Origin of the sequence: Streptomyces sp. H39-C1, from assembly GCF_027158125.1 — a bacterium.
Classification (GTDB): domain Bacteria; phylum Actinomycetota; class Actinomycetes; order Streptomycetales; family Streptomycetaceae; genus Actinacidiphila; species Actinacidiphila fildesensis.
On sequence record NZ_JAPVLS010000019.1, the window covers coordinates 68,050 to 92,366 of the forward strand.

Below are 24,317 nucleotides of genomic sequence, written 5' to 3' on the forward strand. Positions count from 1 at the left end.
GCCGGGTGGCTCAGTCTGATGCCGAGTTCAGCGGCCGGCGGTCCGCTGCCCGGCAGGTGAGGATGACCGTCCGGGCCGTGCTCGCAAGGGACTTGGCTCTCGTGGGCCAACGCCTTCGCCAGTGCCTCGATCAGATCGTCGAGGTGGGTTCGGAAGGGGTTCCGAAATCCGGTTCCCCACCCGCACCCCGGTTCACTACACTCGCAACGAATCGCGCGCCGCCACGTCTTCGTCATCGCGGCGCGCACCGTGACCAGTGAGGGGAGACCGGCCATGCGTTACCGCACCGCTGTCGTTGTTCCCCAGTCACGGTACGAGGTGATCCTGGTGTCTTCGTGCCCCCAGTGCCGGCTGCGCGGCTGCCACTGGATGTCCGTGACGAACGCCTGACCTCTGCTCCGACCCCCCTGTACCCGTCCCGTCCGGTGGTGAACCGCTGAGCGGGTACGGCCTGATGCGATGTGCCGCGTCGGATGTGCCGCGTCAGAGGGTTCCGTGCGGCCTGGTCGCAGGCCGTCTTCGTCCGGAATCGCGCCGACCCGTTCCCAGGATCACCCCGAAAGGCCATGGGCCGTGCGTACCGACCTGCATCGTCAACCCGTCAATCCACTGACCGCCGTCCGCAATCTGGGCATCCTCGCCCACGTCGACGCCGGAAAGACCACCGTCACCGAACGGATCCTGTACTTCACCGGCGCCACCCACAAGCGGGGCGAGGTGCACGACGGGACGACCGTCACCGACTTCGACTCCCAGGAGCGCGACCGTGGCATCACCATCTTCGCCGCCGCGGTGAGTTGCGCGTGGGACGGGCACCGGATCAACCTGATCGACACGCCCGGCCATGTGGACTTCGCCGACGAGGTGGAGCGCTCGCTCCGCGTCCTCGACGGCGCGGTCGCGGTGTTCGACGCCGTCGCCGGGGTCGAACCGCAGAGCGAGTCGGTGTGGCGGCAGGCCGACCGGCACGGCGTACCGCGGATCGCGTTCGTCAACAAGCTGGACCGTGTCGGCGCCGACCTCGACGCGGCCGTCGAGTCGATCCGGGAGCGGCTGCATCCGGCTCCGCTGGTGGTCCAGCTCCCGATCGGCAAGGAGGACGGGTTCACCGGCGTGGTGGATCTGCTCCGCATGCGCGCGCTGGTCTGGGCCGGCGACGGTGACACGTTCGAGGAAGGCCCGGTACCCGAGGCCCTGCTCGAAGAGGCGCACCGGCGCCGCCGGTTGCTCGAAGAGGCGGTGGCGGAACTCCATCCGCTCGCGTTGGAGGAGTTCTGTGCCGGGTCGACGATCTCCGCGCCGACGCTGGCCGCGGCACTGCGCGACCTGACCCGTACCGGTGAGGGCGTTGTGGTGCTGTGCGGTGCGGCCTACCGCAACCGTGGCATCGAGCCGCTGCTCGACGCCGTCGGGACCTATCTGCCGTCGCCGCTGGACGTGCCGGCGGTACGCGGCACCCTGCGCGGCATGGAGGAGGAGCGGGCCGCCGATCCTTCGGCGCCGTTCGCGGCGCTGGTGTTCAAGGTGACGTCGACGTCCACCGGGCGGCTGACCTATCTGCGGGTGTACTCGGGAACGATCCGGAAGGGAGACACGGTGATGGACGTGGGCGCACGGCGCTCCGAGCGGATCAGCCGGATCCTCCGGGTACAGGCCGACCGGCACGCGGAGATGGACCAGGCGGTCGCCGGGGACATCGTCGCGGTGATCGGGCCGAAGGCCGCCCGCGCCGGAGCGACCTTGTGCGTACCCGAGGCCCCGCTGGTCCTCGAACCGCCGACGACGGCCGATCCGGTCGTCTCCGTAGCGGTCGAGGCTCGCAGGAGCACCGATACGGACCGGTTGGTGTCGGCGTTGGTGCGGCTGGTCGAGGAGGATCCCTCGCTGGTGGTCAGGACCGACGCCGAGACGGGTCAGACGGTGCTGTCGGGCATGGGCGAACTGCATCTGGAGGTCGCGGTGGAGAAGATCCGCCGCGCCCACGGTCTGGAGATCGGCGTCGGCCGCCCGCAGGTGGCCTACCGGGAGACGGTCTCCCGCGGCGTCACCGGACTGCTGTACCGGCACGTCAAGCAGGACGGCGGCGCCGGCCAGTTCGCCCATGTCGTCCTCGACGTGGATCCGCTGGATGCCACCGACGCCATCGGCGACGGCAGCGGCGGCAGTGCGGTGGAGTTCGTGTTCCGGTCGGCCGTCGTCGGTGGACGGGTTCCGCAGGAGTACGTCCGGGCGGTGGAGGCCGGTTGCCGGGACGCTCTGATCGAGGGTCCCCTCGGCGGTCACCCGGTCACCGGACTGCGGGTCACGCTGACCGACGGAGCCACCCATCCCAAGGACTCCTCGGAGATGGCGTTCCGTACGGCCGGCCGGCTCGCGCTCCGGGAGGCACTGCGCGCCAGCGCGATGGTGCTGCTGGAGCCGGTGGTCGAGGTCACGGTCACGGTGCCGGACGACGCCGTGGGCGGAGTGCTCGGTGATCTGGCCGCATGGCGCGGCCGGGTCTCGGGCTCGACAGCGCGGGCGGGCACGGCGGTGATCACCGCGGCCGTGCCGCTGGCCGAGCTGTTCGGCTACGCGACCCGGCTGCGCAGCCGGACCCAGGGCCGGGGCACGTTCACCGCCCGGCCCACCGGCTACGCGCCGGCCCCGGCCTCGGTGGAAGCCCGCTGAGCCGGTAGCTCAGGGCCGGCCCCGCTCGCCTCCATGCGAGCGGGGCCGGCTCGCGGGACCCGCTACGCCTCGGCCTCGGGCGCGTCGAGGAGGGTCATCTCCTGCTCCGTGAGACGCAGCGCGCCCGCGGCGACATTGGCGGTGAGGTGGTCCGGATTGCCGGTCCCCGGAATGGCCAGCACGTGCGGACCCTGCTGGAGCGTCCAGGCGAGCCGGACCTGCGCGGACGACACACCGCGCGCGTCCGCGATGGCGCGTACCTGGGCGTTCTCCGCACCGGTCGCGCCCGACTCGCGCCCTTCACCGGCGATGGCGAAGAACGGCACGAACGCGATCCGCTGCTCCCCGCAGAGGTTCAGGAAGTCGTCGGTACGCGGGCGCCGCGCGTCGATGCCGTAGCGGTTCTGCACGCAGACGACGGGCGCGATGGCCTGGGCCTCGGCGAGATGTTCGGCGCGGACGTTCGACAGCCCCAGATGACGGATGAGACCGGCGTCCCGCAGTTCGGCCAGCGCCCCGAAGTGCTCGGCGATCGAGCCGGGTGCGTTCATCCGCAGATTCACCACGTCGAGGTGGTCCCGTCCGAGCTGCCGCAGGTTCTCCTCCACCTGCCCGCGCAACTGGTCCGGCGTGGGCCAGGGCAGCCACGCACCCGAAGCGTCCCGGCTCGGACCGACCTTCGTGACGATCACCAGATCGTCCGGGTACGGGGCCAGCGCCCGATTGATCAGCTCATTGGCGGAGCGCAGCGACGAGAAGTAGAACGCGGCGGTGTCGATGTGGTTCACACCGAGCTCGATCGCCCGGCGCAGCACCGTGATCGACCGCTCACGGTCGCTCGGCGTCCCGAGATCGAACGCGGCACTCCCGGTCAGGCGCATCGCGCCGAGTCCGATCCGGTTGACCGTCAGGTCACCGAGCTTCCAGGTACCTGCGGCCTCGGCGGTGATCGTCCGTGCGGGCAAGAGCGGTCCTCTCGATCGATCTTCGTCCGGTGGTCCCGGCAGCACTGCGGAGATCGGATTATGAGGCGCCGGTCGGCGTGCCGGGAAGCCGGGAGAGGTGCGGTGATCATCACATCCGGAGCGGGAATCCGCGGCCGGGGATTCAGGTTGAGATCGGCAACGACATCACACCGCCGGCGGGGACGCCCGCCGGCATGACGCTCTACCGTGCAGGGCCGCTCCTCGGCAGTGTCGACACTGCCGAGGCGCGGCCCTGAAATCGCTGCGGCGCCTCAGACGGCGCCGCGGCGGGCGCCGCGGTCGTGGGAGCGCTCTGCGGGTGAGGGCAAGAAGATGCGGGCGGCCGAGGTGCCCAGGCCGGCTGGGGTGGCCCAGGCGTGTCCTTCCGGGGAAGGCAGGGACGGCAGTGCCAGGGGCTCGGACGGGAGGGTGGTCCGAGAGGTGGGTGTGTGGGGGACGCCGCTGTAGGGCAGGGTGCTCGGCAGGTCGGCGTCGTAGTAGCGGCGCACGCCCCGGTGCCAGTTGAGGATGCCGACGAGCCAGTCCTGCAGTTCCTTCATGTACTCGTCCATGGTCGCCCGGCCCTCGGCGTCCAGGTCGAAGTCGTCGTAGAGCACGGGAAGTTCGTGCTCCATCGCGTGCTGGAACTGGGCGAGCCGGGACGACATCAGATCCGCGACGATCTTCAGGGCGGTCGGATAGTCGCAGTCGAAGAAGTTCTCGACGACGAGGATGAGGTTGTGGATCTCTCCCTCGTACTGGATCTCCTTCTGGTACGAGAAGACGTCGTTGATCAGGAATCCGTAGTCGGAGACCGCGTTCTCGATCGCGCGCAACGTGCCGCTCTCATAGATCCCCGGCGGCAGCTTCTTGCCGTGCCGCATCCGGCACAGGCTCATGGTGAGGTCGGAGCCGAAGGTGAACCGGCGCATCTCCAGGTAGTCGATGGGGTCGGGGATGCGGTTCTGGTGCTGGTTGTGGAGTTCCCACAGCCAGCTGTCCAGCATGACCTCGATGGTGCGCTGGAAGGCCCGGCGCTGGTCCATGTCCATGGGCACGATGGTGCGGCCCCACAGGTCCGCGAGGCCGCGTTCCATCGGGGTGACCGCCAGGGCGGCTCCGACGGCCGGGTCCTCGACGGTCATACAGGCCTTCAGACGATCGGTGCACAGCTTCGCGCCGGCGAGGTCGTGGGTGCGGCCGAAGGCGAGCGGGTACAGGTCGTCGCCGTAGGTCCCCCAGGTCAGCCACTCCGCGCTGAGCTCCAGTTCCTCACGCGTGGCGTCCGGATCGAGGCCGGCCGAGCAGAGGGCGAAGTCGTAGCCGGCGAGCTTGGCCTCGTCCCAGATGTCGGCGAGCAGGCCCATCCGTCCGGCCCAGGCGACGGATTCCTTCCGCGCGTGATCGAGGTGCGGACTGACCGTCAGAGTGAACGGCAGGTCGAAGTCCGGTAGTCGGGAGGGGCCGACGTGCCGGCGCGGCACGTTGCTGTGGCTCCGCAGCCGGGCCTTGGCCGGCCGGCCGAAGAGCGTCTTGATGTCCAGGACCGACGTGCCGACGGCTCCCCCGAACAGGGCGTTCGGGGTGGTGACCGCGCCTTCGTTCATGTAGCGGCTGGAGCGCAGATGCCACTCGTGGCCGCCGGACTGCCAGTCCTGGAGCCCCTTCACGTACGCGGCGACGGCGGCGCACTGCGCCGGATCCAGGCCCTTCTCCACGCAGAGCGCCGGGACTTCGGTCAGCGCGGTGTTCTCGAACTGCTGCAGCCGCGAGGTGAGCAGATCGTTGACGGCCTCGGCCGCCTCCTGGGTCGTACAGCCCAGGAAGGTCTCCAACACCAGGACACCGTTGCTGAGTTCGCCCTCCTCCTCCACCTCCCGCTGGTACGAGAAGAGGTCGTTCCGCAGGTGGACGCCGTCCGAGAAGGCGTCGGTGAGGACGCGCAGCGGACGGGTCCCCGCGACCGGGACCGGGAGCTCGGCGTTCGCCGCGAACTCGATGATCCCCGCGGACCAGGGCGCCCCGCCCACCTTCCGGCGCATCTCGATGTACTCGACGGGGTTGGCGATCCGCCCGGTGTCGATGTTGGCGAGTTCCCACAGGGACTCGTTGAGGAGGTTGCGGGTCGACTCCGCGAAGCGCTCGCGCCAGGCGTACGACATGCTCGGCACGGTGCGCGCCCACAGGTCGGCGAGCCCGGCCTCCACCGGGTTGCGCGGCTCCGGGAAGCCGTCCGCCAGATCCATCGGCATGAACGCCGGCAGCCGGTCCAGATACTCCTTGCCGCCCTCCCGGTCGGGAGTCCGTTTGTACAGCTCCAGGAAGTGGTCGTCGAAGAAGAACACCCACACGTACCAGTCGGTGACCAGCGACAACACGTCGGCGTCGCAGTCCGGGTGGGTGTACGAGCACAGCAGGGCGTAGTCGTGGGCGTCGAGGTCCTTCTGCTCCCAGATCCCTGAACCCTCCAACATGCCCATTCCCCGGGCCCAGACCCTGGACTGCTCACGGGCCGCTTCCAGATGCGGGTTGAGCCGGGCCGGGTACGGCATGTAGAACTCGGGCAGGTCAAACGGCTGAGTCACTGGGCCGCCCCTCCAATTTTGCGCGCCAGTTGGTCAGGCCCAGTCATGCCCAAGGAGCCGGTGGCCATACGGAGTACCGCGTCGTCTCACACGAAAGTATGACGTTCCGCCAAAACACCCCGAACGAGCGGCCGGTTCTGCAGACGGCTGACTCCGCAGAACCGGCGCGACGACGGATCCAGACCTCAGCCGACCGCGGTGGGCGTGCGGGGAGCGGTGGGAATCGGCCGGGTCTGCTCGCGGGCGGCGAGGAGCGCCGCCCCGATGTCCCGGGTGCCGGTGGAGACGCACAACGTGTACGCGGTGTCCTGGAGTTGGCGGTGGACGTACGGGTCGACGGCGTCGGAGCGGGCGAGTAACTGCAGGGCGTCGTAACGTTCCAGCAGGTTCCGCAGTACGGCGGGGTGGGCCATCAGCATCGTGGAACTCCCTCGGCTCGGCGGTTCGGTGCGGCGGTTTCGTGCGTCAGCCCTGCACGACGGTGGCGTGCGGCCGGTTTCAGCCGGTCCAGGTCCAGTCCGCGACCTCGGGCAGGTCCACCCCGTGTTCGCGGATCCAGGCGTGGTGGCGCAGCCGCACGTCCTCCATGTCCTGCCGGACGGAGGCGGCGCGGACGGCGAGGCCGGGAACGCGGTCGATGACGTCCATGACCAGGCGGTAGCGGTCGAGGTCGTTGCGGACCACCATGTCGAACGGCGTGGTGGTGGTGCCCTCCTCCTTGTAACCGCGCACATGCAGGTTCGCGTGGCCGGCACGGCGGTAGGCCAGCCGGTGGATGAGCCACGGGTAGCCGTGGTACGCGAAGACGACCGGCCGGTCGCGGGTGAACAGGGCGTCGTACTCGGCGTCGTGCATGCCGTGCGGGTGTTCCTCCTTCGGCAGCAGCCGGGCGAGGTCGACCACGTTCACGACCCGCACCCTCAGCTCCGGCAGATGGACGCGCAGCAGTTGCGCGGCGGCCAGGACTTCCATCGTGGGAACGTCCCCGGCGCACGCCAGCACCACATCGGGCTCGCCGGTGCCGTCCTCCGTGCCGGCCCACTCCCAGACCCCGGCGCCGCGGGCGCAGTGCGCTCGGGCCTGGTCCAGGGTGAGCCAGTCGAAGCAGGGCTGCTTGCCGGCGACGACGACATTGACGTAGTCGCGGCTGCGCAGCACGTGATCGGCCACCGCCAGCAGGGTGTTGGTGTCCGGGGGCAGATAGACCCGGACGACCTCGGGGCTCTTGTTCAGGACGTGGTCGATGAAGCCGGGGTCCTGGTGGGAGAAGCCGTTGTTGTCCTGCCGCCACACGTGCGAGGTGAGCAGGTAGTTCAGCGACGCGATGGGGCGGCGCCAGGGCAGCCGCCGGGAGACGCGCAGCCATTTGATGTGCTGGTTGACCATCGAGTCGACGATGTGGACGAACGCCTCGTAGCAGGAGAACAGACCGTGCCTGCCGGTCAGGAGATAGCCCTCCAGCCAGCCCTGGCAGGTGTGTTCCGAGAGGATCTCCATGACCCTGCCGTGCCGGTCCAGGTCCTCGTCGACCTCCAGGGTCTCGCCCTGCCATGCCTTGCCCGTGGCCCGGTAGACGCTCTGCAGGCGGTTGGACGCGGTCTCGTCCGGGCCGACCAGCCGGAAGTCGCGGCGCTCCGCGGTGTCCTCCATGATCGTCTCCACCAGGTCGCCCAGGACGCGCGTGGGCTCGTGGAGGGTCGCGCCGGGTTTGTCGACGGGAACGGCGTACCGCTCCAGCGCCGGGATCGGCAGGTCCCGCAGCAGCAGACCGCCGTTGGCGTGCGCACTCGCGCCGAGCCTTCGTTCGTCGTCCGGCAGGCATTCCAGCACCTGGTCGCGCGGGCGGCCGTGCTCGTCGAACAGCTCGGCCGGCCGGTAGGACTGCAGCCAGGCCTCCAACTGGCGCAGGTGCTCCGGGTTGTCGCGCACTCCGGACAGCGGGACCTGGTGGGCGCGCCAGGTGCCTTCGACGGGCAGCCCGTCGACCTCCGCGGGACCGGTCCAGCCCTTGGGGGTGCGCAGGACGATCATCGGCCAGCGGGCGCGTTCTCCAACGCCCTCCTCGCGGGCGGTGCGCTGGATGAGGGCGATGCGGTCCAGTGCCGTGTCCATCGCACGGGCCATGTCCTGGTGCACGCGCAGCGGGTCGTCCCCGGTGACGTGGATCGGTTCGTGGCCCAGCCCGCGCATCAGGTCGTCGAGTTCGGCCTCGGGGATCCGTGCCAGGACCGTCGGATTGGCGATCTTGTAGCCGTTCAGATGCAGGATCGGCAGGACCGCTCCGTCGTTCACCGGGTCGAGGAACTTGTTGGAGTGCCACGAGGCGGCCAGCGGTCCCGTCTCGGCCTCACCGTCGCCGATGACGCAGGCGACGAGCAGGCCGGGGTTGTCCAGTGCGGCGCCGTAGGCGTGCGAGAGCGAGTAGCCCAGCTCCCCGCCCTCGTGGATCGATCCGGGCGTCTCCGGTGCCACGTGGCTGGGGACCCCGCCCGGGAAGGAGAACTGCCGGAACAGCTTGCCCATGCCCGAGGCGTCCCGGCCGATGTCCGGGTACGTCCGGCTGTAGGTCCCCTCCAGCCAGGTGTTCGCCAGTACCGCCGGTCCTCCGTGCCCCGGCCCCCACACGCACAGCGTGTCCTGGTCGCGTGCCTTGATCACCCGGTTGAGGTGGGTGTGGACGAGGTTGAGACCGGGCGAGGTGCCCCAGTGGCCCAGCAGCCGGGGCTTGATGTGCTCCGGGAGCAGGGGTTCGGTGAGCAGCGGGTTGGCCATCAGGTAGATCTGGCCGACGGCCAGGTAGTTCGCCGCCCGCCAGTGCGCGTTCAGTGCCGCCAGTTCGGCGTCGTCAAGGTAGGTGTCGTTCTTTTGCGTCTCTGACCTGGTGCCAGGCATATCCATCTCCTCCGCAGGCGCCGGACCGGCGTCGCTCCTACTCTGCGACGCGGTGCGGCCCTGCCTCTTGGGCCGATGAGGGACATCCGGGGGGCCGAACGGCCCTCACTTCCAGCGGCGTGAACCGCGGTGTCAGAAGTCGTCCTCCGCGCCGCCCACCGATACCGAGCCGTCGCGATACACCCCGAACGGGCCGTACAGGTCGAGCAGCCGGGTGCGCGTGGAGTGCAGCCGGTCTCCGATGACCGCGGCGCAGAGCAGGACGAACTCATGTCCCAGAGCGGGATCGGCAACACACAGTTCACGGACCGCCGCCGCCGGGAACTCCCAGGCCTGCACGGCGGTGTGCGCCTGGGCGCCGAGTTGCCACCGGAACGGCGGGAACAGCCAGGACCAGCCGAGGAGTTCGCCCGCCGAGACGGTCTGCACCACGGCTGCCTGCCGTCCGGGGACGTGCAGGTCCAGGGTCACCTCGCCACGGTCCAGGACCCAGAAGCGTTCGGCGGTCCGGTCGGCGTCGAAGATCCGGGTGCCCAGGGGAAAGGCGACCGGTGTGGACAACGCCATGAGTCGGTCACGGTGTGCGGTGGTGAGCCTGTCGAGAAGGGAGTGTGTGGTGGACATCGCACTGTCCGTTTCCGCGGCTCCGCGGTCTTCGACGTGTGCAGGCGTGGTCGCGCTTCGCCGCTCTGGTTTGTCCGTGCTCCGGTTGTCCATCAATCCTGCCTGCCCTCCCATCCTCACCCAGGGGGCGCTGACGCGCAGGGGCCCGAACGTCCTCAGTTGCCGGCGGGGTGGCCCGCTTGCGCGGCGGCATCCGCCGACGAGCAACCGGGGACGGGGGCGAACGGTCAGTGTGCGCCGGTCACCGTCGGTGACCGGCGTCGTGCCGGCCTTCCTGGTTCAGCCGGTCCTGGGCCTGGGTCGCGATCACGGCGGCCTGGACGCGTCGCTCCACGCCCAGCTTGGCGAGCAGCCGTGAGATGTGGTTCTTGACGGTCTTCTCCGCGAGGTACAACCGCTGTCCGATCTGCCGGTTGGTCAGCCCTTCGCCGACCAGCGCCAGGATCTCCCGCTCCCGTTCGGTCAGGCTGGGCAGCGCGACCAGTTCCGGTGCCGGTTCCTCCGCGCCGCGCAGCTTGGACATCAGCCGGGCCGCCGCGCTGGGGTCGAGCGTCGACTGTCCGGAGGCGACGGTGCGGACGGCCGAGACGAGGTCGGAGCCGCGGATCTGTTTCAGCACGAACCCCGAGGCACCGGCCATGATCGCGTCGAGGAGCGCCTCCTCGTCGTCGAAGGACGTGAGCATCAGGCACGCGAGCTCGGGCATCTTGGAGCGGAGCTCCCGGCAGACCGTCACTCCGTCACCGTCCGGCAGCCGCACGTCCAGCACGGCGACCTGCGGGCGCAGCGCGGGAATGCGGATGAGGGCCTGCTCCACGGTGCCGGCCTCGCCGATCACCGTGATGTCCGGTTCGTCGTCCAGCAGGTCACGCACCCCCCGCCGCACCACTTCATGGTCGTCGAGGAGGAAGACCGTGATCCCGGCCGCGGGGGTGGGACGGTCGCTGTCCGACATCAAGAGCTCCTGAATCCTGCGCCGGGATTCGCCGTCCAGCGGACGGGTCCCGAACGGCGCTCACCGTTCAGTCTGCGGCTCCCCGCGCCGTGGTGACAGGGCCAGGTGGCCCTGATCCGTGGTGTCATCGCCACCGCACCCTCCCATTCTCCGCTCTTCGGGGCCCAGCCGCCGGAGGGCCGCCGCCCGCGGGCACGCCGTGGAGTGGACCGGGGCGAGTACGGTGGAGGGGGCTGTGACGATGGGCCTGCATTCCGTCACGAGCACCTGGAGGCATATCGGTGGGTAACGTCGACGAGGGCACCGGGCAGTCTCCTCAGCTGCGGATCGACGAGCTTCTCGAGGACCTGCAGGACCGGCTGGACGCGGCGCGCGGCACCCGGGACCAGGTCCGCGGCCTGCTGGAGGCGGTGCTCTCCGTCGGGCGTGAGCTGGATCTGGAGCAGGTGCTGCGCAATATCGTCGAGGCGGCGGCGGTACTGGTAAAGGCCGAGTACGCGGCGCTGGGCGTGATCGGGCCGGACGGCGAGCGGCTCGCCGAGTTCGTGACGGTCGGTTTCACGCCCGAGCAGATCACCGCGATCGGCGCGTACCCGTCGGGGCACGGAATCCTGGGCGTGCTGATCCGCGATCCGCACCCGTTGCGGCTGCCGCGGATCTCCGATCACCCCTCCTCGTACGGCTTTCCGCCGAACCACCCGCCGATGGACTCCTTCCTCGGGGTACCGATCCGGGTGCGCGACCACGTCTTCGGCAACCTGTATCTGACGGAGAAGCGCGGCGGCGGGCAGTTCGACGCCGAGGACGAGTCCGTCCTGGCCACGCTGGCCGTGGCCGCCGGGGTGGCGATCGACAACGCCCGGCTGTACGAGGAGTCCAGGCGGCGCGAGCGGTGGCTCCAGGCCAACGCGGAGATCACCCACACGCTCATGGCGGGCAGTCCGCGCAGTGCGGTCATCAGCCTCATCGCCGAACGCGCCCGCGAGATCACCGGTGCGGAACTCGCCCTTATCGCGCTGCCCGTCGACGACGCGGCGGCGCTCTCCGTCGAACTCGTCATCGGCCGGGACGCACCCGCGCTGCGCGGTCTGGTCGTGCCGGTCGAGGGCAGCCTCGTGGGTGCCGCCTTCTCCTCCGGGAAGCCCGTGACCAGCGAGAACATCAACCTGGACGAGTCGGTCCGCACGGACGTGCCGCGCAATGACCGGCTGGAGGCCGCGGTCGCGGTCCCCATCGGTACGGGTGACGGCCCGCGTGGCGTACTGCTGCTGGTCCGCGCGGCCGGCGGGACCTCCTTCACCGCGGACGAGATCGAGCCGCTGCTGGGCTTCGCCGGGCAGGCGGCGGTGGCGATGGAGCTGGCCGAACGGCGTACCGGCGCCGAGCAGATCGCGCTGCTGGAGGACCGGGACCGGATCGCCCGCGATCTGCACGACCTCGCGATCCAGCGCCTCTTCGCCACCGGGATGACGCTGCAGAGCGCGGGCCGCTTCATCGAGCACCCGGAGGCCTCGGAACGGGTCCGGCGCGCTGTCGACGACCTGGACGAGACCATCAAGATCATCCGGTCGACCATTTTCGGCCTGCGGTCCCGCGAGACCGGCGCGGAACACACCCTCAGGGCCCGTACGGTGCGGGCCGCCTCCGACGCCTCCGCGGTACTCGGCTTCACGCCGAGCGTGCGGATGGAAGGGCTGCTGGACACCCAGGTGCCACGGGAGGTCGCCGACCATGCGATGGCGGTGCTCGCGGAGTCGCTCAGCAACGTCGCCAAGCACGCCCACGCCACCCGCGTGCAGGTGGCCCTGGAGACCGACGGCCGGCAGGTCGTCCTCACCACCACCGACAACGGCGTCGGACTTCCGGCGCAACGGACCGGCAACGGCCTGCGGAACATGCGGGAGCGCGCCCTGCAGCTGGGCGGCGACATGGAGCTGATCTGCCCGCCGGACGGCGGGACCACCCTCGTCTGGCAGGTGCCGGTGAAGGCGGAATAGCGGATCCCCGACCGGCTCCCTGCGTGGCGTCCGCCTCCGTCAGGGCATGTCGGCCGGCGACAACTCGACCAGCTCCGCCGGGACATGACCGTTCCGGTCGACGACGCGCCCCGCCACGAGTTCGGGTTCGACATGGATGAAGATCCCGTCACCCGTCTCCAGCCACGGCCGCGGACCGCTCGACCTCAACCGCGCTTCCTTGACCGGGTTCGTGACCACGGAAGCGCGGCCGGTGACCACCACACTCCAACCGGTGTGGCCGGCCTCGTCGAAGTGGTCCGCCTCGAACGCGACCACCGCACCCCGCACCGCGCGCGCCATGTGCGAGGCGGCGGAGGCCTGGAACAGCACGGCACCGTCCGGGTCCAGGAGGAAGTGAACCGGCAGAATCGTGGGCAGGGCATCCTCGGTGTAGACGACCCGGCCGATCGTCACCAGAGACAGCAGACGCAGACTCTCCCGGCGATCCAGCTCCCGGAAACCGTTGTGTCGGTGCATCGTTCGATCCTCAATACCGTCCATGCCGTCATGACGATCCATTCGCCCACCGACCATGCTTCCTCACGACGCCCGCACGCGGTAGGGCCGCATGTCCCCCACCAGGGCCACATGGCCCTGGGCGCCACCGGGCGGACGTGCTCGGTCGTACTCAGTCGTGCGGGACGACGGCGACCGGAGCGGCGGCGTGGTGCATCACGGCGTGAGTGACCGAGCCGATGTGCGCGCCGATCGCCGAGGTGCGGGTGCGCCGGCCGATGACGACCAGGCCCGCGCCGCGGGCGGAGTCCACCAGATGGTGCGAGGCCCGGCCGATCACCGCCTGTGCGGTGACCCTCACGCCGGGGAACTTCTCCCGCCACGGACGCAGCGCGTCCGCCAGCGCGGTCCTCTTCTGCTCGGCCAGCTCCCCGCCGACGTCCTGGTTCACGGCGAGGTCCGCGGTCCCGAAGCTGTAGTAGGCCGGGAGGTACCAGCCGTGGACGACGCGCAGCGCCGACTGACGCACGGCGGCGGCCTCGAAGGCGAAGCCGATCACGGCATCACCCGGGCTGTTCAGGTCGAGACCCAGCACGACATGGCGGGGCGGAGCCGGGATGGTCGCCGTCTCAGTCCCAGTCGCTGTCGCGGTCGCGGTCGCGGTCGCGGTCGCGGTCCCAGTCGCGGTCGTGGTCGTGGAGGGGTCGGCCGGCTGCGCCGTCCCGTCCGGTTCCCCGGCCCGGACCAGTACGACGGGCCGAGTGGCCCGTCCCACGACCCCGAGCGCCACCGAGCCGACCAGGAAGCCGGCGACGGCGCTGAGTCCCCGTGAGCCGATGACCAGCATCTCCGAGCCGTTCGCGGCGCCCAGGAGGGCCGCCACGGGCTCGTTGGCGATCTGCTCGCCGACGATCCGCAGATCGGGGTGGCGCAGCCGCACCTGCGCCTCGGCGTCGCGCAGTACGCGATCCCCCCAGTGGCGCTGCGGGGGGCCGGGACCGCCCAGCGGCGTGTGCGGGGTGACGGTGTCGGGCTGCCATTCGCCTGCGTGGACGAGGCGCAGGGTCAGCCCGCGGCGGCGTGCTTCGCCGGCCGCCCAGTCCGCCGCGGCCATGCTCTCGGGGGAACCGTGCAGGGCGGCGGTGTGGGTGGGGCCGGCTCCCGGCCGCCGGACGGCGGGAGGAGGGCCGCAGGATCACCTGACGGAACGGTGCTGGGCGGGTGCCGGGTGGGGGTCAGAGCAGCCAGCGGTGGTCGCGGACGACCGGCAGTCGCGCCCAGATCCGGCCGAGGCCCCAGACGGTGCCGGCGGAGGCGACGGCGAGCGCGATCATGACCGCCGCGTACAGCAGGTGGTAGTCGACGAGCGGGTTGCTGGACATGCTCAGCGTTCCGTCGGAGCCGTGCCGGGCCGGCGGCCATTCCGCCATCCACATCAGCGCCATCATGGCGGTGCCCGCGACGGCGGCGAACCGCAGTGCGACACCGGCCGTCAGGGCCACGCCGATGCTCAGCAAGCCGAGCATGAACAGCCAGTTCGCCCAGCCGGCACCCGCCCAGGAATGGAAGGTGGACTCCATGGGACCGGCCGAGACCCCGCTGAGGAAGCCCTTCGTCGGCGAGCCGCCGTCGACCCAGCCCTTGCCGGACGCGGTCGCGTAACCCCAGCCGAACGCTTTGTCGAGGAAGGCCCACAGGAAGATGAACCCCGTCAGGACCCGGATCCCGGCGAGGACCCGTGCGCCGGTCGACGTGACCGCCAGAGCGGGCGCCGTGCCGGACACCGCCGCGGCACCGGCCCTGCGCCGTACCGGCAGGTGGAACCCGGTGTGCTGCTGCGGGTGCTCGTGGACTGCCATGATGGCCATCCCTTCCGGGATCTGGAGGACGGACGCGGCAACCGCGTCCGCTCTCAATGTGCCGTCGCGGCAGCCGGGACCGCAGGGGCCCGCAGTCCCGACGACCGGGCCGAACGTCCCTACTCCGAGGGCCCGTTCGGCCGACCGGGAACGCGCCCGGGCCCGGGATCCGCAGGTCTGACACCATGCAGCGAGTTCATCCGGCGCCACGGCACCGGTCGACGACCCCAGAAGGCGGTAGATCCCGATGAGCAGGCCCGACGACCACGCGCGGCATCATCCGGTTGTCGTGGCGCACCGCGCCAGTCGTTCTTCCGACCTTCAGCTGCGCATCGCCGACGCGATCACCAAGTTCGCCGGCTCCATGATGTTCGTCTATCTCCACGCCGTCGCCTTCCTGGTCTGGATGCTGGTCGCCGAGTCGAACCCCTGGCCCACGTTGACGCTCGTCGTATCGCTCGAGGCGATCTTCCTGTCGACGTTCGTCATGATCGGACAGAATCGGCAGGCCGTGTTCCAGCAGGCCAAGGCGGATCACGACTTCGTCGAGCAGGAGCTGGAGCTCAAGACCAACACCGAGCTGACGCGCGCCATCCACGCCATGACCACGGAAATCCACCGCCGACTGGCATCGGGCGAGGCCGACGGCAACGCCTGACGTTCGGTGGTGCGGGTGCCTCAGAACTCCGAGTTGGCGAACCAGTGCGCGAGCAGTTCCTCGTCGCCCTCGATCCCGAAGAGGTCCGCGTCACGGTCGAGCCGGCCGTACAGGAGCAGCAGCAGATCCGCTGCGGCGCCCCGCACGGTGGCGTCGGCGGCAGGCGTCGCCGACCCGGGCGGGCGCGGGTCGAGCCCGAAGCCGTCGGGCCGCAGCCGGACCAGCCAGTCACCGTTGCTGTTGACGTCGCCGTCGCTGTCGCCGTTGACGTCCGTGCACTGGAACCGGATGGTCTTCCCGTCGCCGCGCAGGTTGGACACCTTGGGCGCGAAGGACGCGGCGAACGGCAGATTGGTCAGGAACTCGTCGACGCCGTCGGCCGCCAGGTCGCGGTCGATCACCGGTCGCAGGTCCAGGGCGCGTTCCGCGTCGGTGCGGTGCACCAGCGTCTCGAAGAGCATCCGCCGCACCCAGAACCGGGCATGGTGATCCGCGCCCCACACCCACATCGGGGCATCGGGCTCGGTGGCCGCGAAGGCGCTCGCGGCCTCGGCGGCGCTCGCCGTCAACCAGTCGGGGTAGCCGTCCTCGGCCGGAGGCAGCCGCAGCTCGACGTCGCGGCTCCTGGGCCGTTCCTGGACCTGCTGGCGCAGCAGGACGGAGAACCAGCGCTGCACGCTCCCGGTGTGCTTGACCAGGTCGGCAAGCGTCCAGCCCGGGCAGCTCGGCACCGAGGTCGTCAGGTCGGCGCCCTTGACCGCCGCCACGAAGCGATCGGTCTCGGTGGCGACGGCAGCGCGGTGATCGGCCGACGTCACTGTGCGTCGCGAATGATCCGACGATGTGCTCACCGTGGCGTACCTCCGTGATATCTCCGGGCCCGGGAGTCGACGGTCCGGGCAGCCGGATTTCTCCTCGCAGCCTGCCACAGCACCAGCCGGGGGCGGACGACCGCACCCAGGCATCGCGGGCGGCACGTACCCGGGGCCGGGTCCGGTCCCACCGCCCGGGGACCCCCTGCCCAAAGATTTACCGCCAATGGTATAGACAACAACTACTTCTCCCGTCCACTATGGGCGGTATGTAGCGGGTCGTGGGACAGATCCCCGCCTGGACCCGGCCGCTCCGGCGATTCCGGTGAATCCGGCGCCCGGGTGAACGAGGAGGCGGTCATGTCCACGGCGGACACCTATCGGGGTCGTGCGCGGATCGCCGCCTATCTCCGCTGCTACCCGTACGACCAATGGCGGATGGCCGTCCATCTGCACGCCCTCGAGGAGCACGCCGACCGGCTCGGCCACCACGCCCCGGAGATCTTCCTGGACAACGGCGTCTCCTGTCGGGCCGTGCGGCCGGAGCTGAGCCTGCTGCTCGCCCGGGTCGCGGTGGGGACCATCGACACGGTGTTGATACCCGGTCGCTGGGTGTTCTCCCTCGACGACCGCACGGCCGACTCCGTGATGGACTTCGTCCGGGGATGCGGCGCCGAGGTCGTCGAACTTCCGCAGCGCCGGGAACTCTCCCCCTCGCCGTACCCCTCCCTCGCCGGCTAGGGCGGACAGCGAACGCTCCGAACGCAACAGAGCCGACCGCCGCCCCTCCGACCGGCTCCCGTGTCCCCTCGTCGGACAACCACTACAGTGTGGGCATGTCCGGTGAATTGGTACCCGATCACGGCGAACTGCGCGCGTCTCACGAAGACCGGGACCAGGTCGTGGAGCGGCTGCGGGTCGCCGCAGGAGACGGCCGGCTGACCGCCGAAGAGCTGGACGAACGGCTCGAGGTGGCGTTGACGGCGCGTACCTACCGAGAACTCGAAGCGGTGCTCACCGATCTGCCGGCGCCCGGACCGGCGTGGGCGGGTGGCGGTGTCTCCTCCCCCGCACCGAAGGACAGGTCGCGGATCGCGGTCGACAGCGCGAGCGCGAAGCGGGAGGGCACGTGGTCGGTGCCCCGGCAGATGGAGATCGAGTCCAACAGCGGCTCCGTCGTTCTCGACTTCACCCGTGCCGTCATCGGATCGCCCACCCTGGAGATCGAAGCGTCGGTGCGCAGCGGGTCGGTGACCCTGATAGTGCCGCCGGACGTTTTCGTGGACGTCGACGAGGTCGCGGTGAGCAGCGGCAGCGTGCGCCATCGGGCGCATGTCTCCGCCGGGACGCCGATCCGGCTGCGTATCCATGTGACGGGGAAGGTGCGCAGCGGCAGCATCACGGTGCGACCGCCCAAGCCGCCCCGCCGCGGTTTCCTGCAGTGGCTGCTGCGCCGGCCCGGGCCGATGAAGTCGATCGCCCGCTGACGTAGAGCGTGGCGGCGTCGACTGCGGCCTACGGGGCGGCCCGTTCCGCTACGCGTCGGCCCGTTCCGCGCTGCCCGCGGGCGGCAGGTCCTGTTCGGCCCAGATCGTCTTGCCCGTCGGCGTGTAGCGCGTTCCCCAGTGCTCGGTCATCTGGGCGATGAGGAAGAGGCCGCGGCCGCCTTCGTCGTCGCTCGCCGCATGGCGCATATGGGGTGAGGTGTGTCCGGAGTCGGAGACCTCGCAGATGAGGGTCTGATCGCGGATGAGCCGCAGCAGGATGGGGCCCTCGGCGTAGCGGATGGCATTGGTGACCAGCTCGCTGACGATCAGTTCGGTGGTGAACGAGACGTCGTCCAGGCCCCATTCGCCGAGCTGCCCGGTGGCAGCGGCGCGGGCGCGGCCGACCATGACCGGGTCGGCGGCCAGCTCCCACACGGCCACCCGGTACTTGTCGAGCCTCCGTGTGCGGACGAGGAGCAGGGCCGCGTCGTCGTCCGACGGCCCGGGGAGCAGCGTCGAGACGGTCCGGTCGGCGAGCTCTTCCAGGGGGCGCCGGTGCTCGGCGAGGATTTCGTCGAGCCGGTCGAGCCCGGCGTCGATGTCGCGGTCGGAGGACTGGACCAGACCATTGGTGAAGAGCGCGATGAGGCTGCCCGCGGGCAGCTGCAGGTCCGTGCCCTCGAAGGGCAGGCCGCCCAGTCCCAGGGGCGGGCCCGCGGGAAGCTCCGGATAGCTGACGAGGCCGCTCTCCGCGTCGACCACGGCCGGCACCGGGTGGCCCGCGCGCGCCATGCTGCACTGTCCGGTCACCGGGTCGTACACCGCGTACAGGCAGGTCGCGCCGACCGCTTCGTCGTCCTCCGGCCCGCCGCCCCGCACGCCCCTGACCGCGGCCCACTCCTTGGCGGACTGCCCGACCAGGTTGTCCAGCCGGGTCAGGAGTTCGTCCGGGGCGAGGTCCAGCTGGGCGAGCACCCGGACGCTGGTGCGCAGCCGCCCCATGGTGGCGGCGGCTCCCAGGCCGTGCCCGACCACGTCCCCGACCACCAGGCCGACACGTGTGCCCGACAGCGGAATGACGTCGAACCAGTCGCCGCCGACCCCGGCCCGGCTGTCGGCGGGCAGATACCGGTACGCCAGCTCGACGGCTGTCTGCGGCGGCAGGCTCTGCGGCAGCAGGCTCCGTTGCAGTCTGAGGGCGGCCGTGTGCTCACGGGTGAACCGGCGGGCGTTGTCGATACAGACCGCGGTACGCGCGACGAGCTCGTCGGCGAGGTCCAGCTCACCTTCGTCGAACGGGTTGGTGTCCCGGTCCCGGAAGAACGTGACGAGCCCGATCGGGCTGCGCCCGGCCCGTAGCGGCACGGCAAGACACGAGCGGAGCAGCGGTTCCCGCGTGTCCTTCACGTCGTGCGCTGTGCCCTGCGGTTTCGTGCCGGTCTCCAGGACCTTCCGGCCCAAGGTCAGGCTGCGGGCCTGGGCCGATGCCGGTGGGTAGTCGACCAACTGTCGCGCCGTACGTCGCCGGCCCCCCTCGGCCGTCGTCCCGCCGTCCTGCCCGGTCTCCCCCCACATTCGGACCAGCCGCCGTCCGGCCGTGGTCCCCGGCGTGGTCTGGTCCCCCTCCAGTACCGCCTCCAGCAGGTCCACGGTGACCGAGTCCGCGAACTGCGGGACGGCGACCTCGGCGAGCTCCCGGGCCGTGCGGCTCATGTCCAGGGTCGTACCGATGCGCGCTCCGGCGCGCACCAGCAGGGCCAGTCGCTGCTGGGCCCGGTAACGGTCGGTGATGTCCACCGACTCCTCGCACATGCCCAGCGAATTGCCCTGGGCGTCCTGAAGCCGGTAGTAGGAGCACGACCAGACGCGGTCGTGCTCCGGATCGACGGGCGCGCGGCCGCCGTAGTGCAGATCGATGACGGGCTCGCCGGTGGCGAACACCTTCCTCATGACCTGTTCCAGCGTGGACGGATACCCCTCGGACAGAATCTCGGCGTCCAGGATCATCTCGTCCGGGGACATGCCGACGTACTGGGTGGACCCCATTTCGCGGTTCAGCTCGGCGTTGATCCACATCACCCGCATGTCGGCGTTGTAGATGGCGAGGCCGACGGAGGAGCGGGTGATGAGCCCCTGCAGCATCGCCTGCCGGGCCTCCCACTGGGCCAGCTCCTCGGAATCGGCGGCTACGACGAGCCAGGCCGGCCCGGCCCCTTCGGAGGAGACCGGGACCATCGTCGTGGCGATCCGCAGCGAGCGGCCGTCCCGGTGCCGCAGATGGAGGACCACGCTGCGGGTACTCCGCTCCGCCCCTGGCGGGCCGGCGTGCTCGCCGGTGCCCGCACGGCGCCCCAGCAGGTCGTCAGCGGGGCGTCCGAGCACGTCGTGCGCCTCGTAGCCGAGCAGCTCCGCCGCCGCCGGGCTCCACCCGATGACCCTGCCACGGGCATCGACAACCGCTGTGGCTGCTCTCGTGACGTCGAGGGGTCCACGGGAGTCCACCCCGTCAGCTCCGTCCATCGCACAGTTCCGCCTTAATCCACTACCTCATGGTGGGCCCGGAGCCCTGGCGCCACAACCGCTCCGGTACGCCCGGGGCTCCCCCGTCGGGCACCGGCCGGGTCCGCCCCACCCACCGGTACACCCGAATGGCGCAACCACGAGCCCGGCCCCACCACCGGGCCGGCGGCGTACGGCCGCCGGGCAGCACCACCGTCAGCAGCCACCCGACGCGGTGCGTGCGGGGGCGGCCGTGCCGATCTGAAGGGTGGCCGGGGCCGAGCAGCAGCCGCCGCCGTCGGTGGGGGCCTCGGCTTCGTCGAAGAGCCCCGCTCCGCCGCACACTCCGGTCTCGGGCAGGGTCAACTCGACGCGTTCGGCGGACTCGTGATCGCCGGCGAGGGACGCGGCGATGGAGCGGACCTGCTCATAGCCGGTCATGGCCAGGAACGTCGGCGCGCGACCGTAGGACTTCATGCCGACCAGGTAGGCGCCGGCCTCGGGGTGGGAGAGCTCCTTGACGCCGTGCGGGTAGACGGTGCCGCACGAGTGGACGTTGGGGTCGATCAGCGGCGCGAGTGCGACGGGCGCCTGCAGGCGCTCGTCCAGGCCGAGGCGCAGTTCGCCGACGAACGACAGGTCCGGGCGCAAACCGGTCAGGCCGATGATCTCGTCGACCGGCTCCAGCCGGGTGCCGTCCTCCCCGACCAGCACGAGCCGCCCGCCGTCACGCTCCACAGCGGCCGTGCGGAATCCGGTCACGGCATTGGCGTGACCGGCCTCGACGGCCGCTTTCGCGCGCAGGCCGAGGGCGCCGCGGGCGGGCAGCTGATCGGCTTCGCCGCCGCCGAAGGTGCTGCCGCTGAGGCCACGGCGCAGAATCCACACCGCGTGCGTGCCGGGGGCATCCTTGGCGAGGTCGGCGAGGTAGGCCAACGCGGTGAACGCGGAGGCGCCGGAGCCCACGACAGCGGTGCGTCTGCCGGCGTACCGGGCGCGGACGGCCGGGTCTGCGAGGTCCGGGACGCGGTAGGCGATGCGGTCGGCGGCGGCGCGCTCGCCGAGCGCCGGCAGGCCGTCGCCGCCCAGCGGGGCGGGGGTCGACCAGGTGCCGGAGGCGTCGATGACGGCGCGGGCGGTGATCCGCTCCTCGGCCCCGCCGGAACCGGTGAGGTGAACGGTGAAGGGCTGCTCGGCACGGTCGGCGTCCACGACGCGATCCCGTCCGGCCCGTGACACACCGGTCACCCGGGCGTCGTACCGGACCCGGTCACCGAGAGCGTCCGCCAGCGGCTGCAGGTACTTCTCAGCCCAGTCCGCGCCTGAGGGGTAGGTGGTCCCGTCGGGGCGGAGCCAGCCGGTGGGGGCCAGCACCTTCTCCGCGGCCGGATCGACGACCTCGCTCCAGGTGGAGAAGAGCCGCACGTGCCCCCACTCGCGCACCGCGCTGCCCGCACCGGTCCCGGCTTCCAGGACCAAGGGTTCCAGTCCGCGGTCCAGGAGCTGGGCGGCGGCGGCCAGCCCGACGGGGCCGGCTCCGATGACGACGACGGGAAGGACGGTGGTCGTACTCATGGCGGTTGAGCCTTTCAGAGCGGCAGGACGGCGCTGTTTCGACATGCATCGATACAGTGAACCTTGCCACCGGCATCGATGGGTGTCAACATAGACGCATGTCGAATTCAGAGGTTGCCGAGTTGCCGGTTCTGCGGCCGGCCGTGCCGTGCTGCCCGCCGCTGACGCAGCGGCCGCTGACCGTCCTCGAGGCGGAACTGACCGCGGCGATGTTCAAGGCTCTCGGCGATCCGGTCCGGCTGCGGCTGTTCTCCCTGGTCGCCTCGCACGACGGCGGGGAGGCCTGCGTCTGCGACATCTCCGACGTCGGCGTCTCGCAGCCCACCGTCAGCCATCACCTCAAGAAGCTGCGCGAGGCCGGCCTCCTCACCTCCGAGCGGCGGGGCACCTGGGTCTACTACCGCGTGGTCCCCGCGGTGCTCGCCGCCATGGCCGGCGTACTGACCGCCTGAAACCGGGGTGTCAGCCGACCCGCTCCGCCAGGAAGTCCTCCCAGGTCCGCTCGCCCACGGCTGCCCCGTCGAGCGACAGGTTCTCGGCGGCCCGGTAGGCGCGGCCGGCCTTTCCGGGCATCCGCACCGGCATCATCAGGCGGTGCTTGCCGCGCGCCCGCAGATAGCCGCGGCTCAGGTCGGCCATCCCGTACACCTTCGGCCCCGCCAGGTCGGGCACCAGGCCGGCCGGTTCGCCGAGGGCCAGTTCCACCAGCCGGGCCGCGACCTCACGCGAGTCGACCGGCTGGAACCGCAGTCCGCCCGGGACCGGGATCACCGGCAGCTTCCCCATCTTCTCCACCACCGTCAGGACCAGGTCGTGGAACTGGGCCGCGCGCAGCGTCGTCCACGGGATGCCGGACTCGGCGACGGCCCGCTCCGCGCCCAACTTGGCCTGGAACCAGCCCAGCGGCATCTTGTCCGTGCCGATCACGGAGACGTACACCACGTGTCGCACTCCGGCACGCGATGCGGCCCGCATCAGATTCCGGGTCGCCTCGTCATCGCCCTTGGGGCCGCCCGCGAGGTGCAGGATGACATCGATGCCGTCCACCGCCGCCTCGATTCCCCCGCCCTTGAGGAGATCGCCGCTCACGTACGCGACGCCGTCCACGGACTCACGGTGCTGCCGGCTGAGGACGCGAACCTCGCGCCCGGCCGCCCGCAGCAGGGGGACGACGTGGCCGCCCAGAGTGCCCGTACCACCGGTGACCAGGATCGTTGACGTCATGGCTGCTCCAAATTCGTTCGGTCCGGGAGTCGGCCTCCCGGTACCTTCAGCTCGGTTCTGTGGATCTACTGCTATGACCCCCGGCGACGAAGGAATGTGACCGATGGACGAGAACGCATCGCTGATCGAGCGTTTCGAGGAGGACCGGGTTCGCCTTCGGGCCGTGGCCTACCGGATGCTCGGCTCGGTGAGCGAGGCCGACGACGCCGTGCAGGAGACCTGGCTGCGCCTCAGTCGTACCGACGCCGGCAGCGTGGAGAACCTCGGCGGCTGGCTGACGACCGTCGTGTCACGCGTGTGTCTGAACATGCTGCGCTCGCGCGACCACCGCCGCGAGGAACCCCTCGCATTCCACGAGCCCGACCCGGCCCTCGGCCGGCCGGACGGGGTCGATCCCGAGCAGGAGGCGTTGATGGCCGACTCCGTCGGCCTGGCCCTGCTGGTGGTGCTCGACACGCTGACGCCGCCCGAGCGCCTCGCCTTCGTGCTGCACGACATGTTCACCGTGCCCTTCGACGAGATCGCCCCGCTGATCGAACGCTCCCCTGCCGCCACACGGCAGCTCGCGAGCCGGGCCCGCCGCCGGGTCAAGGGGGGAACGGCGGTCCCCGACACCGATCTGACCCGCCAACGCCGGGTCGTGGACGCCTTCCTGGCCGCCACCCGAGGCGGCGACTTCGACGCGCTCGTCGCCCTGCTGCACCCGGATGTCGTACTCCGGGCCGACAGGTCGGTCGTCCCCACCCCCGAGCCCATCCTCATCAGCGGCGCGCAGACCGTGGCCAAGGGCGCGATGGCCGCCATGGAACGCGCTCGGTCCACCGTGGCGGCGCTGGTCAACGGAACGGTCGGGCTCGCCATGGCCCCCTTCGGTCGGCTGTACCTGGTGCTCGACTTCACCATCACCGATGACCTGGTCACCGAGATCGAGATCATCGCCGACCCGGATGCCCTCCACCAGGTCGACCTCGCCGTCCTCGACAGCTGACCTGACTCAACACCCTCAGCACGGCCGGGAGCACGGATACGAAGTGCTCC

Annotated in this window: 20 protein-coding genes; 7 read left to right on the forward strand and 13 right to left on the reverse strand. The window is 70.8% G+C overall.

All coding sequences use genetic code 11. From position 1 onward, the window contains the following. Nucleotides 1-573 precede the first annotated feature (573 nt). A complete protein-coding gene (fusA, locus tag O3W51_RS15360) occupies nt 574-2,670 on the forward strand; it encodes an elongation factor G (protein ID WP_198357649.1) in 2,097 nt (698 codons plus the stop codon). A 62-nt stretch (nt 2,671-2,732) separates the two neighbouring features. Here fusA and O3W51_RS15365 read toward each other — a convergent pair whose 3' ends face one another. The 6 genes from O3W51_RS15365 to O3W51_RS15390 form a co-directional block, all read right to left on the reverse strand. Continuing rightward, nucleotides 2,733-3,635, reverse strand: coding sequence for an oxidoreductase (locus O3W51_RS15365; RefSeq protein ID WP_198357650.1), 903 nt, complete (start codon nt 3,633-3,635; stop codon nt 2,733-2,735). A gap of 272 nt (nt 3,636-3,907) precedes the next feature. Beyond that, entirely contained in the window at nt 3,908-6,220 is a 2,313-nt protein-coding gene (locus O3W51_RS15370) for a terpene synthase family protein (RefSeq protein ID WP_138352846.1), read from the reverse strand. 185 nt (nt 6,221-6,405) lie between these two features. After that, entirely contained in the window at nt 6,406-6,639 is a 234-nt protein-coding gene (locus O3W51_RS15375) for a DUF5133 domain-containing protein (protein WP_138352845.1), read from the reverse strand. A gap of 79 nt (nt 6,640-6,718) precedes the next feature. Beyond that, complete coding sequence (locus tag O3W51_RS15380) at nt 6,719-9,112, reverse strand: phosphoketolase family protein (protein WP_138352844.1); 2,394 nt, start codon at nt 9,110-9,112, stop codon at nt 6,719-6,721. A gap of 132 nt (nt 9,113-9,244) precedes the next feature. Further along, nucleotides 9,245-9,736 carry a Crp/Fnr family transcriptional regulator gene (locus tag O3W51_RS15385; protein ID WP_138352843.1) on the reverse strand — a complete coding sequence of 164 codons (492 nt, stop codon included), beginning with the start codon at nt 9,734-9,736 and terminating at the stop codon, nt 9,245-9,247. 241 nt (nt 9,737-9,977) lie between these two features. Beyond that, nucleotides 9,978-10,691, reverse strand: a complete 714-nt coding sequence (locus O3W51_RS15390) for a response regulator (protein WP_138352842.1) — start codon at nt 10,689-10,691, stop codon at nt 9,978-9,980. 281 nt (nt 10,692-10,972) lie between these two features. On the opposite strand from O3W51_RS15390, the gene O3W51_RS15395 reads away from it, so the two are divergent. Further along, the gene (locus O3W51_RS15395; protein WP_269286187.1) at nt 10,973-12,688 is read left to right on the forward strand and encodes a sensor histidine kinase; all 1,716 of its coding nucleotides are present in this window, start codon (nt 10,973-10,975) and stop codon (nt 12,686-12,688) included. A gap of 39 nt (nt 12,689-12,727) precedes the next feature. Here O3W51_RS15395 and O3W51_RS15400 read toward each other — a convergent pair whose 3' ends face one another. The 3 genes from O3W51_RS15400 to O3W51_RS15410 all read right to left on the reverse strand — a co-directional run bounded on the left by O3W51_RS15400 (nt 12,728) and on the right by O3W51_RS15410 (nt 15,024). Beyond that, a complete protein-coding gene (locus O3W51_RS15400; protein ID WP_269286190.1) occupies nt 12,728-13,186 on the reverse strand; it encodes a pyridoxamine 5'-phosphate oxidase family protein in 459 nt (152 codons plus the stop codon). A gap of 151 nt (nt 13,187-13,337) precedes the next feature. After that, entirely contained in the window at nt 13,338-14,300 is a 963-nt protein-coding gene (locus O3W51_RS15405) for a universal stress protein (RefSeq protein ID WP_269286233.1), read from the reverse strand. A 100-nt stretch (nt 14,301-14,400) separates the two neighbouring features. Further along, on the reverse strand, nt 14,401-15,024 hold the full coding sequence (locus tag O3W51_RS15410) for a DoxX family membrane protein (RefSeq protein ID WP_138352838.1): 624 nt from the start codon (nt 15,022-15,024) through the stop codon (nt 14,401-14,403). Nucleotides 15,025-15,271: 247 nt separating this feature from the next. Here O3W51_RS15410 and O3W51_RS15415 point away from each other — a divergent pair, with 247 nt between their 5' ends. Then, nucleotides 15,272-15,682, forward strand: coding sequence for a DUF1003 domain-containing protein (locus O3W51_RS15415; protein ID WP_269286193.1), 411 nt, complete (start codon nt 15,272-15,274; stop codon nt 15,680-15,682). A gap of 20 nt (nt 15,683-15,702) precedes the next feature. On the opposite strand, the gene O3W51_RS15420 is transcribed toward O3W51_RS15415, so the two are convergent. After that, a complete protein-coding gene (locus tag O3W51_RS15420) occupies nt 15,703-16,500 on the reverse strand; it encodes a maleylpyruvate isomerase family mycothiol-dependent enzyme (RefSeq protein WP_244809575.1) in 798 nt (265 codons plus the stop codon). Between the two features lie 354 nt (nt 16,501-16,854). On the opposite strand from O3W51_RS15420, the gene O3W51_RS15425 reads away from it, so the two are divergent. Next, a complete protein-coding gene (locus O3W51_RS15425; protein ID WP_187145122.1) occupies nt 16,855-17,235 on the forward strand; it encodes a recombinase family protein in 381 nt (126 codons plus the stop codon). Nucleotides 17,236-17,330: 95 nt separating this feature from the next. Then, a complete protein-coding gene (locus O3W51_RS15430; protein ID WP_269286196.1) occupies nt 17,331-17,981 on the forward strand; it encodes a DUF1707 SHOCT-like domain-containing protein in 651 nt (216 codons plus the stop codon). 48 nt (nt 17,982-18,029) lie between these two features. Here O3W51_RS15430 and O3W51_RS15435 read toward each other — a convergent pair whose 3' ends face one another. Both O3W51_RS15435 and O3W51_RS15440 read right to left on the reverse strand, forming a co-directional pair. Further along, the gene (locus O3W51_RS15435) at nt 18,030-20,501 is read right to left on the reverse strand and encodes a SpoIIE family protein phosphatase (protein ID WP_138352834.1); all 2,472 of its coding nucleotides are present in this window, start codon (nt 20,499-20,501) and stop codon (nt 18,030-18,032) included. Between the two features lie 195 nt (nt 20,502-20,696). Then, nucleotides 20,697-22,055: an NAD(P)-binding domain-containing protein gene (locus O3W51_RS15440; RefSeq protein ID WP_138352833.1), complete on the reverse strand. Its 1,359-nt coding sequence runs from the start codon at nt 22,053-22,055 to the stop codon at nt 20,697-20,699. Nucleotides 22,056-22,153: 98 nt separating this feature from the next. Between O3W51_RS15440 and O3W51_RS15445 the strand changes: the two genes are divergently transcribed. Continuing rightward, nucleotides 22,154-22,507 (forward strand): ArsR/SmtB family transcription factor, encoded by a 354-nt coding sequence (locus O3W51_RS15445; RefSeq protein ID WP_138352832.1) that lies wholly within the window; start codon nt 22,154-22,156, stop codon nt 22,505-22,507. A gap of 10 nt (nt 22,508-22,517) precedes the next feature. Here O3W51_RS15445 and O3W51_RS15450 read toward each other — a convergent pair whose 3' ends face one another. Then, the gene (locus tag O3W51_RS15450; RefSeq protein WP_138352831.1) at nt 22,518-23,279 is read right to left on the reverse strand and encodes an SDR family oxidoreductase; all 762 of its coding nucleotides are present in this window, start codon (nt 23,277-23,279) and stop codon (nt 22,518-22,520) included. Between the two features lie 103 nt (nt 23,280-23,382). Between O3W51_RS15450 and O3W51_RS15455 the strand changes: the two genes are divergently transcribed. Further along, nucleotides 23,383-24,267, forward strand: coding sequence for a sigma-70 family RNA polymerase sigma factor (locus O3W51_RS15455; RefSeq protein WP_138352830.1), 885 nt, complete (start codon nt 23,383-23,385; stop codon nt 24,265-24,267). Nucleotides 24,268-24,317 lie beyond the last annotated feature (50 nt).

Bases quoted from the DNA above. Each gene is read 5' to 3' on its own strand.
- O3W51_RS15375 (WP_138352845.1), bottom strand. From the start codon at position 6,639: ATGCTGATGGCCCACCCCGCCGTACTGCGGAACCTGCTGGAACGTTAC.
- O3W51_RS15380 (WP_138352844.1), bottom strand. From the start codon at position 9,112: ATGCCTGGCACCAGGTCAGAGACGCAAAAGAACGACACCTACCTTGAC.
- O3W51_RS15385 (WP_138352843.1), bottom strand. From the start codon at position 9,736: ATGTCCACCACACACTCCCTTCTCGACAGGCTCACCACCGCACACCGT.
- O3W51_RS15390 (WP_138352842.1), bottom strand. From the start codon at position 10,691: ATGTCGGACAGCGACCGTCCCACCCCCGCGGCCGGGATCACGGTCTTC.
- O3W51_RS15400 (WP_269286190.1), bottom strand. From the start codon at position 13,186: ATGCACCGACACAACGGTTTCCGGGAGCTGGATCGCCGGGAGAGTCTG.
- O3W51_RS15410 (WP_138352838.1), bottom strand. From the start codon at position 15,024: ATGGCAGTCCACGAGCACCCGCAGCAGCACACCGGGTTCCACCTGCCG.
- O3W51_RS15415 (WP_269286193.1), top strand. From the start codon at position 15,272: ATGAGCAGGCCCGACGACCACGCGCGGCATCATCCGGTTGTCGTGGCG.
- O3W51_RS15425 (WP_187145122.1), top strand. From the start codon at position 16,855: ATGTCCACGGCGGACACCTATCGGGGTCGTGCGCGGATCGCCGCCTAT.
- O3W51_RS15430 (WP_269286196.1), top strand. From the start codon at position 17,331: ATGTCCGGTGAATTGGTACCCGATCACGGCGAACTGCGCGCGTCTCAC.
- O3W51_RS15435 (WP_138352834.1), bottom strand. From the start codon at position 20,501: ATGGACGGAGCTGACGGGGTGGACTCCCGTGGACCCCTCGACGTCACG.
- O3W51_RS15440 (WP_138352833.1), bottom strand. From the start codon at position 22,055: ATGAGTACGACCACCGTCCTTCCCGTCGTCGTCATCGGAGCCGGCCCC.
- O3W51_RS15445 (WP_138352832.1), top strand. From the start codon at position 22,154: ATGTCGAATTCAGAGGTTGCCGAGTTGCCGGTTCTGCGGCCGGCCGTG.
- O3W51_RS15450 (WP_138352831.1), bottom strand. From the start codon at position 23,279: ATGACGTCAACGATCCTGGTCACCGGTGGTACGGGCACTCTGGGCGGC.
- O3W51_RS15455 (WP_138352830.1), top strand. From the start codon at position 23,383: ATGGACGAGAACGCATCGCTGATCGAGCGTTTCGAGGAGGACCGGGTT.